Annotated in this window: 13 protein-coding genes and 1 pseudogene; 6 read left to right on the forward strand and 8 right to left on the reverse strand. The window is 63.9% G+C overall.

Going from position 1 to position 12262, the window contains the following annotated elements; all coding sequences use genetic code 11:
• The 3 genes and pseudogenes from BP846_RS08150 to BP846_RS08160 all read left to right on the forward strand — a co-directional run.
• Window positions 1-368 (forward strand): annotated as a pseudogene (locus tag BP846_RS08150) (RNA-guided endonuclease TnpB family protein); the annotation flags it as partial.
• A 51-nt stretch (window positions 369-419) separates the two neighbouring features.
• Window positions 420-1124, forward strand: a complete 705-nt coding sequence (locus BP846_RS08155) for a DUF432 domain-containing protein (protein WP_292394259.1) — start codon at window positions 420-422, stop codon at window positions 1122-1124.
• Window positions 1109-1981 carry a mechanosensitive ion channel family protein gene (locus BP846_RS08160; protein ID WP_292394261.1) on the forward strand — a complete coding sequence of 291 codons (873 nt, stop codon included), beginning with the start codon at window positions 1109-1111 and terminating at the stop codon, window positions 1979-1981. The genes BP846_RS08155 and BP846_RS08160 overlap by 16 nt, the downstream gene beginning before the upstream one ends.
• Before the next feature lie 7 nt (window positions 1982-1988).
• On the opposite strand, the gene BP846_RS08165 is transcribed toward BP846_RS08160, so the two are convergent.
• The 5 genes from BP846_RS08165 to BP846_RS08185 all read right to left on the reverse strand — a co-directional run bounded on the left by BP846_RS08165 (window position 1989) and on the right by BP846_RS08185 (window position 6427).
• Window positions 1989-2651, reverse strand: coding sequence for an MBL fold metallo-hydrolase (locus BP846_RS08165; RefSeq protein ID WP_292394263.1), 663 nt, complete (start codon window positions 2649-2651; stop codon window positions 1989-1991).
• Window positions 2652-2790: 139 nt separating this feature from the next.
• Window positions 2791-3528, reverse strand: coding sequence for an SIMPL domain-containing protein (locus tag BP846_RS08170; RefSeq protein WP_292394265.1), 738 nt, complete (start codon window positions 3526-3528; stop codon window positions 2791-2793).
• A 121-nt stretch (window positions 3529-3649) separates the two neighbouring features.
• Window positions 3650-4348 carry a potassium channel family protein gene (locus BP846_RS08175; RefSeq protein ID WP_292394267.1) on the reverse strand — a complete coding sequence of 233 codons (699 nt, stop codon included), beginning with the start codon at window positions 4346-4348 and terminating at the stop codon, window positions 3650-3652.
• Window positions 4345-5640 carry a serine/threonine-protein kinase gene (locus BP846_RS08180; protein WP_292394269.1) on the reverse strand — a complete coding sequence of 432 codons (1296 nt, stop codon included), beginning with the start codon at window positions 5638-5640 and terminating at the stop codon, window positions 4345-4347. Before BP846_RS08180 ends, BP846_RS08175 begins: the two co-directional genes overlap by 4 nt.
• A complete protein-coding gene (locus BP846_RS08185; RefSeq protein WP_292394271.1) occupies window positions 5630-6427 on the reverse strand; it encodes an FHA domain-containing protein in 798 nt (265 codons plus the stop codon). Before BP846_RS08185 ends, BP846_RS08180 begins: the two co-directional genes overlap by 11 nt.
• A gap of 208 nt (window positions 6428-6635) precedes the next feature.
• Here BP846_RS08185 and BP846_RS08190 point away from each other — a divergent pair, with 208 nt between their 5' ends.
• Both BP846_RS08190 and BP846_RS08195 read left to right on the forward strand, forming a co-directional pair.
• Entirely contained in the window at window positions 6636-6920 is a 285-nt protein-coding gene (locus tag BP846_RS08190; RefSeq protein WP_292394273.1) for a hypothetical protein, read from the forward strand.
• A gap of 90 nt (window positions 6921-7010) precedes the next feature.
• Window positions 7011-7277 carry a hypothetical protein gene (locus BP846_RS08195; protein WP_292394275.1) on the forward strand — a complete coding sequence of 89 codons (267 nt, stop codon included), beginning with the start codon at window positions 7011-7013 and terminating at the stop codon, window positions 7275-7277.
• Here the strand turns inward: BP846_RS08195 and BP846_RS08200 are convergent.
• The 3 genes from BP846_RS08200 to BP846_RS08210 form a co-directional block, all read right to left on the reverse strand.
• A complete protein-coding gene (locus BP846_RS08200; protein ID WP_292394278.1) occupies window positions 7235-7420 on the reverse strand; it encodes a hypothetical protein in 186 nt (61 codons plus the stop codon). The genes BP846_RS08195 and BP846_RS08200 overlap by 43 nt on opposite strands.
• 96 nt (window positions 7421-7516) lie before the next feature.
• Entirely contained in the window at window positions 7517-9100 is a 1584-nt protein-coding gene (locus tag BP846_RS08205; RefSeq protein WP_292394280.1) for an aldehyde dehydrogenase family protein, read from the reverse strand.
• Window positions 9100-10410 carry an acetyl ornithine aminotransferase family protein gene (locus BP846_RS08210; RefSeq protein ID WP_292394283.1) on the reverse strand — a complete coding sequence of 437 codons (1311 nt, stop codon included), beginning with the start codon at window positions 10408-10410 and terminating at the stop codon, window positions 9100-9102. Before BP846_RS08210 ends, BP846_RS08205 begins: the two co-directional genes overlap by 1 nt.
• A 100-nt stretch (window positions 10411-10510) precedes the next feature.
• Here BP846_RS08210 and BP846_RS08215 point away from each other — a divergent pair, with 100 nt between their 5' ends.
• Window positions 10511-12259, forward strand: coding sequence for an ATP-dependent DNA ligase (locus BP846_RS08215; protein WP_292394285.1), 1749 nt, complete (start codon window positions 10511-10513; stop codon window positions 12257-12259).
• The last annotated feature ends 3 nt before the right edge of the window (window positions 12260-12262 follow it).

The following is a 12262-nucleotide window of genomic DNA, read 5'->3' on the forward strand; positions in this document are numbered from 1 at the left end:
AGAAACTGAAGAGCAAGTGCGAGGTGTACGGGATCCGGTTCGATGATACCCACTCGGAAGCCTACACCTCGCAGGTCGATGCTCTGAACCTCGACCCGATCGCGAAGCCCCCCTACGGAAGGAAACGGCGGATCCGGCGCGGGTTGTACCGGAGTGCTCTGGGTACCCTGATCAATGCCGACGTCAACGGCGCTCTGAACCATCTGAGAAAAGTAGCCGGTGATTCCGTGGTCCCACGGATAATCGGTAGGGGCCGCGTCAACCGGCCCGTGCGAATAAGGACGTCTTTTGAACCGTCAACCTTCGCACACATTAAATTGCAGCCCTGTGCCCCGCAAGGGGCCCCAGCCGCAAGCACCCTGCGTTAGCGGGGGGTAGTTGACGTAAGTTAATATTTGAGTATTTGCAGAGTATTAATGATGTTCGGGCGTTACAACGACACTTTTCGCTACGAATCCGGCGATATTCTGGTGGAAACCGAACGAATTGGCGGTCTCCTGACCTACCTGCGGAGGTGCGAAGGGCAGACGTTCGAGCGACTCCTGGTCTCGGAGACGGCCGAGATCGTCATCAACCCGGTGGAGCCGGTCAACCTCCCCAAGGAGATCACGGATTACCTGCTGATGGAGTTCTCCCCGATGCTCATCGAGCCCGGCGTCACCCAGACGGTCTACCTGAAGTTTCCTGTTGAGGTCGGTGTCTTCCTGGAGGCGGCAAGGGATATTGAGGTGCTCGACGTCTTTGGTCTCGGCACCCAGAAGTATACGCTCTACGGCCCCCCAACGAGCGGCGTCATCGCCCGCTGGTACCGGAGCGCTGTATACACGGAGGTTCCCACGGTGGAGCCTTTCCGTGAGGGAGTGATGGAACTCTCCATCCAGAACGCATCCCATGAGTGGGCCGAGGTCTCGTGCGCCGTCTTTGACAGTGTCGATATGAAGATCTACTACAATAATGTCGTCACGACCACTGCCAGGATGAAGATCATCACTCCGACCATGGCGGAGACGGACTTCACCGACGCCCCGCTCAGGCCCGACATGACGCGGTCCATCGAGTTGTATACGGTACGCAAGATCCCGGTCATCAATCGGGGATACCTGATGGAGTGGGGTTTGTCGTGACGTTCAACGTGACCGAGGTCCTGGAGATTCCCATCGGCGTCGGATCGATCACCGTCGAGAGCCTCCTGTATTTTGCCGTCATCCTCGTGGTCGGCGTTGCCGTCGCGAGGGTCGTCTCAACAAACGTCCGGCGAGCCCTCATGGAGCGGCTTCCAAAGAGCGAGCGCGAGTTGCTCGTGAAGCTGGTCTACTACGGCATCGTTCTCTGGGCGCTTGTCATCGCCCTCCCGCAACTCAAGTTCGACCTCTCCGGCCTCCTGGTGGCCGGGGGCATCGCCGGTCTCGTCATCGGTTTTGCCAGCCAGAGCGTCGTCTCGAACCTGGTCTCCGGCCTCTTCCTTATGTTCGAGCACCCTATCAAGATCGGCGACGGCATCAACGTCGCGGGCGTCAGCGGCAGTGTCGAGGATATCCGTATCCTCTCGACGATCGTCAAGACGCATGACGGGATCTTTACCCGGATCCCGAACGAGAAGGTCTTCACATCGAACATCACCAACTACGTCCACAACGCCGCCCGGAGGTTTGAGTACCAGATCAGCGTCCGGTACGAGGACGATGCAGACGCCGCAATACGGATAATCAAAGAGGTTATCTGGACCCATCCGTTTGCTCTGAAGAGCCCGGCACCGTCGGTCTTCGTCGATAATTTCGGTGATGACGGCGTCAATCTGACGGCCTACATCTGGGCGCCGGCCCGGAACTGGTGGGATGTCAGGACAAGCCTCCTCTGGCAGATCAAGCAGAAACTCGAGGAGAACGGCATCGAGATGCCCTACCCGCAGAGGACTGTCTGGTTTGCAGATGAACTCAAGGTGACGACCGGCGATACCGGGACGAAGGGAGCGGAAGAATAACCTCTTTTTAGATCCGGTGCATCTTCCCGGCACCGCCCGGCCGGAAGGTCTTCGGGTACCTCTCCTGGAGTTCCCCGATTCTCTCGGTGCAGTGCGATGCCGAGAGGTACGCCGCCCCGGCGAGGGCATCGATATCTTCATCGGTGAGGGTATGGAGCCCGCCGATGACGCCCCACACTCTGCCCTCCCGGGAGACCCGGTCGATGATCCGGCTGATATGCGGGTGTGCGCACCCGGTGATGACCAGAAAGCCGTCGGGCACGGCGACCGCGAGCGACTGTTCCCGGATATCGGTCCCGAGCGGGCCGGTAACGGCGATGCCGCCTGCGATCTCCGTCCACTCCCCGATGATCCGGGGTTCGGCGTACTCCCGGATCAGCCCGAGCGTCTGCCCGGAGAAGGCGTCGTGGACGAAGACCTCCACCGACGGGTTTGCGGCAAGGATCGCCGCGAGGCCGCCGATATGGTCGTGGTGGTCGTGGGAGAGCACGAGGTATCGGATACCTGCAGGGTTGATGCCGAGCGCCTGCATGTTTGCGAGAAGGATATCGGCGCGTTCTCCGGTATCAAAGAGCAGCCCCGCCTCTTCGAGCAGGCAGGAAAAGCCCCAGTCCGGCGTGAGATCCTGCCGGCAGGGAATGTTATTGTAGACCTCGGTGACGGTGAGCATCGAAAACGGACTCCTCTCTTCCGGTCTCTCTTCCCGGAAGATTATGCTACCCGATGGGGCAGACAGGGCGCTCGGGGGTATCCGGCCCGGGGTTCGGAGCAGCCCGGGCCTGCAGACGAAAAAGAGGGGCTGGAGAGGGTTACGCTATGACGTAGGCGATGGAGACGGTGGCGGTCACGTCGATCTCGCCGGCCTCAACCGGGGTCGGGACGCCGGCGCCTGCCGTCTTCTCCATGCCCATGTAACGGTTGTCGTAGGCCATGGGCACGTAACTGTTCCCGACGTTGACCTCTTTGACATCGACGATGGTCTTGCCGATGGCGGCCGCGACCGCGTCCGCGTCACCCCGCGCCTGCTTCACGGCAGCGGTCAGGGCCTCCGACCGGAACTCCTGCTGTTTTGCGTCGCTTAAGGTGAACGAGAGCCGGTCGACCCGGTTTGCGCCGTTCGCGACCGCGAGGTCGATGATCTCGCCGGCGCGGTTGACGTCGCTCAGCCTGACCTCAAGGTTGTTGACCACACGGTAGAACTTGACTTTAGAGGTTACGAAGGGTTTGTCGTCCTGCTCGGTCACCGGGTAGATGTTGTAGCCGGCGGTCCTGAGATCTTTTGCCGGGATGCCGGCGCCCTTCAGGGCATTGACCACGGCGTCCATCTTCTGGGCGTTCTGCTGCTGTGCGACTTTTGCATCGGCGTTCTCGGTCTCGACCGCGAGCACGATGATGGCCTGGTCGGGTGTGGTCGTCACTTTGCCTGTACCGGATACGTGGATCAGCTTATCTTTGGATTCCTCTGGCAACTGTGCGGTGACGTTGCCGATCACCGCAGCGCAGAGGACCATCAGAGCGATCCCCAGAAGTGCTATCTTTCCCCGCATAGGTATCAATCATCACTTGATTTGGCGAGAATAAATGTCTTGCTTTAACTACGAGAATTTTCGTAGCTTTAACCGGGCGGATTGCGAAAATATTTGTTTTAACGCGATATCCTGGTAGCCCTCACTCTCCGTCGGCCTCCGGCGACCACCCGAGCGCCGCCACCAGGCGGGCGATCAGGACCGCGATGTAGATGGTCCCGCTCACCGCCTCAAGCAGGGCGAGCGACCGGGCCTGGTCGGTGACCGGGGTGATGTCGCCGTAGCCGAGCGTCGCAAGGGTGACGAAACTGAAGTAGATGAAATCGGGGAAGGTGAAGGTGCCATCCGGGTTATGCCCGGACTCGGCCGAGAACGATCCGGGACTGATACTCTCGATGAGGCCGTAGGCGGTCGCCCAGGTCAGGCCTATGAGGAGGTAGACGGAGACCGCGCCGTAGATGGTGTCGGTGGTGATCCGTCGCGTCGTAAGCACCCGGGAGAGGACGATGAGGGCTGTGAAGGCGTAGAAGAGGAGCGTGAAGACGCTCTCGGCTTTATCGAGGGCGGGAACTCCGGTGATGACGTGGAGCCAGCCGAAGACGAAGGCGGGGATCCCGAGGAGGACGGCGATCACGATCTGGCGGCGCCGGTAACTCACCGCATAGACCCCGGTGATCAGGATGATGGACGAGAGCACCTTCAGGGCAACCGGGCCGGCCGGCCCTGCAACCACATAAGGATAGATGACAAGCAGGAGGATGAGCGATGCCAGCAGGTAGTGGAACTGCATCGCTCTGGCGCGGGCGAGAAGCCGGGCGAGAAGTCTCACTTTGCGGGTCAAATCAGGGTCGTGTCGCCGGCTTCCCTCATCAGGGTTTCGATTGCTCTCTGCACCTCCCGGGCAGACTGGTAGCGGTCAGCGGGGTCTTTTGCGAGGCACGCGAGGATGACCGGGTCGAACCGCGCGAGGTCTCTCACGATCTCCGACGGGGGGACCGGCTGTTCGTGGAGGACCGCCCCGGCAAACCCGGCGAGGCCCTCGCTGGCATTGGGGGTCCTTCCCGTCACCAACTCGTAGAAGACGGCACCGAGCTGGTAGATGTCGGTCCGGGCATCGGTCTCTCCGAACCGCTCCGGGGCGACCTGTTCCGGGGCCGCATACGCGAGCGTGAACCCGGCGATGCTGGTATCCCGGCTCCTCTCCAGTCTTGTGCTCATGCCCCAATCGGTGATCTTCGGTGTCAGGTCGTCTGTGAGAAGGATGTTTCCGGGCTTGATATCCCGGTGGATCACGCCCCGATCATGGGCGTAGGCAAGCCCGGCAGCGATGCCAGCAACGATCCGGGCGGCGGTCTCTCCCGGGACGGGTTTCTCCAGGTCTTTTAAGGTCCGGGGCAGGTACTCCATCTCGACAAAGGGCACCGGGAGGATGTTGACCGAGTAGACCGCGACGATGTTTTTGTGGGTGAGGTCTTCCCAGAACCGCATCTCTTTCATGAAGGTCTTTCCGGTGGCCTCGTCGTAGGCGATCGGGATCTTCACCGCTACGGTCCGACGGTCATCGCGCCTGACCGCCGAGAAGACCTGTCCGAGCCCGCCTCTCCCGACGAAGGCGACCTGACCGTACCGTCCCGCAAGTTCGGGCGGGAACCCGGTCGGGTGGGGAGGTACGGTCTGGTATGCGCCGGGGAGGATGGTCGCACCCGCCGGTGCTCTGCCGGGTTTCTTCAGATACCGGGTGCCGAGCACGGCGGCACCGATCCCCAGGGCGGTCAGGAGAACGGCAGCCCAGGGGAACGGATCCGTGGCCCCCTGCCTGCCCTGATTGGGATTCTCACCGGCGGCAGTAGTCGTTGCTGTCGCAACCGGCGTCTCCTGGTTCTCCGGCGTGCTGACGGCCGTGGGCAGGGCGGTGGGCGTTGCTCCTGGTGTGTCTTTACCCTTGCCGTCGGCGCTCTTTCCGGGAGTGGTGACCTTATCGTCGTTCGGCGTCTTGCCGGCAGCCTCTATGCCCTGCGGATCGGCGTTCGAGTGCTCCGGGGGCCCCCCTGCTCCCGAGACGGCGGGAGATATGGCGGCAACGAGGAGGAGGACGGAGAGCAGGATCAGGACGCCGGAACGTTCAGGCCGCATCTGACGGCGGCACCCCCCCGGGAACAACAAAGACGAGGGTCGCCCCCTGCGCTCCTTTTGCGAGTTCGACGAGATCCCCGTCGTGGAGTTCCCGCCGCGCACCCCGGTCGAGCGGTGCGCTGTTCACGAAGGTGCCGCCCGTGCTGCCGCAGTCCTCGATGAACCAGGCACCGTCCCGCCGGGTGAGCCGGGCGTGCGGTCTCGATACACGGGTGACCGCCGCGTACTCTTCGCTGAGGACGATCTCCCGCTCGGCCCGGCCGGGCACGCTTGGGTCTGCCCGGCCTACGGCGACGCTGTCGTGCCCGAGCGGGAAGACCCTGCCGTCCTCCGCCCCGCCGAGGAGGATGAAGGCCGGGGGTTGCCCCGCGAACTCCCCCGAGAGCGTCTCCCTGACCCCGGCAAGTTTCTCCGCGAGCACGGCATCCGTGAGCGTCAGTTTCAGGTTCGCAAACAGACCGAGGCTTCTCGTGATCGCCTCAAGACCTCCGGGCACGAGCGAGTATTTCCAGACCGGGTGGATTCCTTTGGCGGTCGGGCGGGAGAGGCCCGCCTCCTTCCGGACGACCCCGATGCTCAGGAGTTTGTCGAGGTGCTTCTTGGTGTTCTCGTAACTCGTCTCGATCTCGGATGAGATCTGCCGGACGTCCTTTGGTCTCCGCTCAATGACCTTCAGTATCTTTAAGCGCGTGCTGCTGCTCAGCACGTCCAGGTATTCGGAGAGTTCCTGCAGATCGTTGGTGTCTATATCGAGGACCAGTGTCCTTGAGTCATCGTCGTTGGTCATACGCTCTCCTCCCGGCTCCGTTGTTGTATGGTTTCACGAGATCTCTGATGAAGGTTATGCACTTCACCGGGCGCCTCGTGCGCCGGCATGAACATACCGGCCCTGATGTTTCGGTTGCTACTCCGGGACGGCATCGCAGGCTGCACGGTTGTTCTCTCTGCATCCGCCCCGGGATCATGTTTTATACGAGAGGACCGATCGGGGGGGCATGCTCGGAGATATCGAAGCGGTGCGGCAGCGGGCTGTGATGGTGGAGATCGAGGAGATGATCCAGTCGACGCCTGTGTATGCCGATATCAGGGAGGCGCTCCAGTCATTGAACTTCATACCGGAACAGGATAATGCCGATATCGCGATATGGGTGCATCCTGCCCTCAGGATATTTGTTCTGCTCCACATGAACCTCGGAGGCGGGTATGCGGGTTACAAGGTCGCCGCCTACGATGACCTGGAAGACCACAAAGGGGAGTTCGCCGGCTACATTGCCCGGTGAGGCCTTCTCTCCAGACAACTCCATTCCTGCCTCTTCTCAACCATCCCTGCCGGGTCAGGTTTATCAGGGCGCAGGCGGTATGGTCCCTCCATGCGCAAACAGGTACAGATTGACCGGGAGGAGCAGGAGGCCATGAAGGGCCGGGTCCGGGAGGTCATCACCGGAGGTGCCACCTACGACGGGATCCGGGAGGGCCTCGAAGATCTCGGGTTCCGGGCGAAGGAGGATAACCCCGCCCTTGCCCTCTGGGAGAATCGCGAGCATGAACTCTTCGTGATGGTCCACATGGACCCGGAGACCGGCAGGCTCAGGGACTACGAGGTGAAGACGTTCGAGGAGATGGAGGGGTTCGAGTGAACTACCACGCGGAGAAAGGTCGGGCTCTGGATGTAGGCCCCGGCCAGGGCGTTCAGGATGCCGAGCAGGATCAGAAAGACGACGATCCCGATGAGCCTTGAGACGAGGACGCCGACGACTGATTCCTTCCTGCGCTCGCCCATACGATCCCTCCGGGGATAACGTGTTCTCCACCATTTATGGAGTTACCGGCGGTGCTCAAACGCTCTCTGGTCGCCCCCACCGGACCGCCCTGGCCCCTATCCGCCGCCCCCCGGCTCCGTAACCCGCGTCCGTGCCTGCTCCCGGACAAACGAGAGGAGGTAGTACGGCCCCCCGGCACCCCTGCCCGTCGTTCCGCTCGCCTTCCACCCCCCGAAGGGCTGGGCGCCGGGCCAGGCTCCCGTCGTCGCCCCTCCGCGCCGGTTGGCGTAGACGACCCCGAACCGGATCCGGTCGAAGAAGTACCTGACCTCCTCTGGGTCTTCTGAGAATACACCGGCCGTCAGGCCGTAGTCCGTCGCGTTTGCGAGAGTGAGCGCCTCTTCCAGGGTCTCAAAGGTCCCGACGAGGAGGATAGGGACGAAGAGTTCTTCCGCGAAGAGGCGGTGGTCATGCGCGAGGCCGGCGATGACCGTGGGCCGGACGTAGACGCCCTGCCCCGCCCCGCCCGCAACGAGCCTGCCCCCATCCCTGAGCGCCTCCTCGACCGCCTCTTGGAAGGTTCGCCGGGCGTCATCATCGATCAGGGGTCCGTACGCGACCTCCCGCCGCCGGGGATCGCCGACCTCCATCCGGTCCACCCGGTCACGGAGCGCCTCGCAGAACCGCTCCGCAACCGACGAATGGACGTAGACCCGGGAGGTGGCGCTGCACTTCTGCCCAGCAAACCCGAAGGCCGCCCGGGCGACGCCCTCGACCGCTTTCCCGACATCGGCGCTCGCGGTGACGACGGTCGGGTTCTTGCTCCCCAGTTCCGCCACCAGCGGCTTATGGTAGGGCTGCATCGCGGCAACCTGCCGGTAGAGCCACATCCCCACGTCCCGCGACCCTGTGAACACTATCCCGGCAACATCCGGGTGGGCGGTCACGACCTTGCCGAAGGGGCTCCCGGGTCCGGTCAGGAGGTTGAGCGCACCGGGAGGAACCCCGCTCTCCACAAAGAGCCGGTAGAGGGTCACCCCGGAGAGCGGTGTCTTGCTCGTCGGTTTGAAGACGACCGTGTTTCCGGTGAGGAGCGCCCCGGTGATCATGCCCGCGGCAAGCGCTATAGGAAAGTTGAATGGAGATATGACCGCCCAGGCACCATACGGCCGCATAACGCTCCGGCACTCCTCCCCGGGCACCGGGGAGCGCATGGGAAAGACGTAGCCGTTGCTCTGCTCGTAGATGTCGCAGTAATACCGGAGCATATCGACTGTCTCGCCGACCTCCGCCAGCGCCTCGTAGCGGGTCTTCCCCGCCTCGTAGGTCAGCAGCGCCGCGAGCCCAAAGAGCCGGGCCTCGATCACATCTGCCGTCCGCCTCACGATGCCGACCCGCTCCCGCCAGCCCCGCCGGGTCCACTCGAAAAATGCCTTGTTTGCCGCGGCGATCGCTTCCCGGGCATGCTCCTCTCCTCCCTCCGGGAAGGTCCCGAGCAGGATCTCCGGGTCGATGGGGGATCGCGCCTCGAACTCCCGGGGTGCGGCGACCTCCCGGCCGCCGATGTACATGGGATGGCGACCCCCGAGTTCCCGCCCGGCATCGAGCAGGGCGGCCTCGTACTCGCCGTGGAAACTCTCGTCCGCCTCAAGCGAGACGTAGGTGACTCTTCCTGACTTCTGCATACTACCAGCCTCCATCAGAACTCCTTCATGACCCGGTCAAGGATATCAATCCCCACATCGATATCCTCCTCGTTCATGATCAGGGGCGGGCAGAACCTGATCACCGACTCTCCCGCGGGAAGGAGGACGAGACCGCGCTCGAACGCATGGCGGAGGATCGTCTCCCGCTCCTCCCGTGCCGGCTCCTTTGTAGACCGGTCCCGGACCAGTTCCATCCCGACCATGAGCCCGAGGCCGCGGACGTCGCCGATGATCGTGTGCCACTCCGCGAGTTCGCGCAGGCGCTTCACCAGGTACTCGCCCCTGGCCATCACCCGGTCCCCGAACCCCCCGTCACGCATCAGGTCCATCACGGCGAGCGCCGCGGCGCAGGCAAGGTTGTTGCCGCCGAAGGTGCTTGCGTGCGACCCGGGCGGCCAGTCCATGATCTCGCTGGAAGCGACGGTGACACCGAACGGAATTCCCCCGCCGATCGCCTTCCCGAGGCAGACGATGTCGGGCGTGACGTTGGCGTGCGTGGCGGCAAGGAACCGCCCGGTCCGGAAACATCCCGACTGCACCTCGTCGACCACAAGGAGGATACCGTGCTCGTCGCAGAGACGTCGCAGCCGGGGAAGGAAACCCGGCGGCGGGACGACGTATCCCCCCTCACCCTGCACGGGCTCGACGAAGATCGCGGCGACCTCGTCGGGCGCGACCTCGGAGCGGAAGATTGTGTCTTCCAGGTAGGCCATGACATCGGCGTCGCAGGTGGCGGGGTCGCCGCCGGGCGGGTGGTAGGGGTCGGGGTAGGGTGCGTGGATCACCGGCAGGAACGGGCCGAAGGAGCGGCGCTGGACCACTTTCGCAGCCGTGAGACTGAGAGCGCCGTACGTCCGGCCGTGGAACCCCCCATAGAACGATATAAAATAGTTCCGCCCGGTGTGGTGGCGGGCGAGTTTCATCGCCGCTTCGACGCTCTCCGCCCCGGAGTTGGAGTAGTAGACCCGGTCGAGCCCGTCGGGGAGGAACCCGACCAGTTCTTCGGCGCACCGTACCGGGACTTCGGAGCAGAAGTCCAGGAACGCCCCGTGCGAGAGGTACTTCGCCTGCTCCTGGATGGCGAAGACGACCAATGGGTGGTTCCAGCCCATGTTCATCACGGCGATCCCGGCCGTAAAGTCAAGGTAGCGGTTCCCGTCGACGTCCCAGAGATTCACGCCGCTTGCCTTCTGGAGCACGAGGGGATACTCCCGCACCATCGACCGGGATATGACCGCCGCGTCCCGGTGGAGCACCTCGAGGGCTCGGGGGCCCGGAGGTTCGACATGCATCAGGGGTTCCATGCACCTACCACATCCCCGTCAATAATAAAGCCCCCGGCGGGCCGGATACCGCAACGTTGAAGTAGCCTCCGGAAGTGAATAACCCTGGGAGCCCCGTACCGTGAAATTTGCAACTCTCACCTCCTGCTTTGAGAGGCTTGAGGCCACATCGTCCCGGAACGATATGACCGCCCTCCTTGCGCGGTTGCTCGCCGGGTCAGCGCCGGACGAGATCGGCATCGTCTGCTACTTTGTGCTCGGGGAGATCGGTCCCGGTTACAGCGGGGTGAACCTCGGCATCGGGGACCGGACCGCGGCGGCAGCGATCGCCCTTGCGACCGGGACCGACCCTGCATACGTCGAGGCGGCGGCGCGGGAACTCGGCGACTACGGCGACGCCGCCGCCCGGTTGACCGGGAGACCCGTGGAAGGGCTCGCAGGGCCGCTCACGGTCGCGGCCGTCCACCACGGCTTTATGGAGATCGCCCGGGCATCGGGGCCGGGTTCGGCCGACCGGAAGACGAGGTTCCTCGCCGCGATGCTCGCCGCCGCTACGCCTCTGGAACGGCGCTACCTGATCCGGCTTGTCACCGGGGAGATGCGGCTCGGCGCCGGGGATATGACGCTCCTCGATGCTCTGGCAGAGGCGTTCCTGGGGTCGAAGGCACAGCGCCCGCACCTTGAGCATGCGTATAACCTATCCTCCGACATCGGCCATGTGGCCCGGACGCTCCTGGAGGAGGGGCTTTCCGGGGTCTCGGCGATCACTGTCACCCTGCACCGGCCTATCAGGCCGATGCTCACCCAGCGGGTCGCCCGGCTCTCGGAGATCCCGGAGCGGATCGGCTCCCCGGTCATCGCCGTCGAGGAGAAGTACGACGGGGAACGGGTCCAGGCGCACAAGGACGGCGACGACGTCACCCTGTTCTCGCGGCGGCTGACCGACGTCACCCACCAGTACCCCGATATCGTCCGGCACGTCCGGCGGTGTGTCACAGCCGATACGGCGATCCTCGACGGCGAGGCGGTCGCGTTCGACCACGAGACCGGGACCTACCGGCCTTTCCAGACGCTCATGCGGCGGCGCCGGAAGCACCGGGTCCCGGAGGTCGCAGGCGTAATCCCCGCCATCTACCGGGTCTTTGACCTCCTCTATGTGAACGGCGAGTCATACCTCCGCCGGAGTTACCCGGACCGGCGGGCGAGACTCGAGGAGGTCCTCGGCCGGGATGAAGAGATCTCTCCCGCAGGCCGCATTGTAACGGGGGACCTCGACGGGATAACAGAGTTCTACCTCTCCTGCATCGAGCGAGGGCTTGAGGGGGTCGTCTGCAAATCGTGTGCCGAAGACTCGTTCTACCGGGCGGGAGCGCGGGAGTGGCAGTGGATCAAGTGGAAGAGCGATTATGCCCCCGGGCTTTCCGATACGCTCGACCTGGTCGTCATCGGCGCCAACGCCGGGCGGGGGAAGCGGGCCGGGACCTACGGCTCGGTCCTCTGCGCAGCCTACAACAACGAGGAGGATATATTCCAGACGGTCTGCGGCATGGGGACGGGGTTCTCGGACGCGGATCTGGCAGACCTTCCCCGGCGGCTCGCCGGCGTGCGGGTGGACCGCCGGCCGGCGCGGGTGATGGTGAACCCGCAGGCGGCCCCCGACTTCTGGTTCGCGCCGGCGAAGGTGGTGGAGGTGCTGGGGCTTGAGATCACCGAGAGCCCCGTCCATACCTGCAACTGGGACCCGGAGCGGCGGCGGGGGCTCGCCCTCCGGTTCCCGCGGTTTGTGCGGTGGCGGGATGAGAAGAGCCCGGAAGTGGCGACGACGGCCGCCGAGGTCGCGGCTATGTTCCGCCGCCAGCGGGGGGCGTAGGGT

This window comes from Methanoculleus sp. UBA303 (assembly GCA_002501655.1).
Classification (GTDB): domain Archaea; phylum Halobacteriota; class Methanomicrobia; order Methanomicrobiales; family Methanoculleaceae; genus Methanoculleus.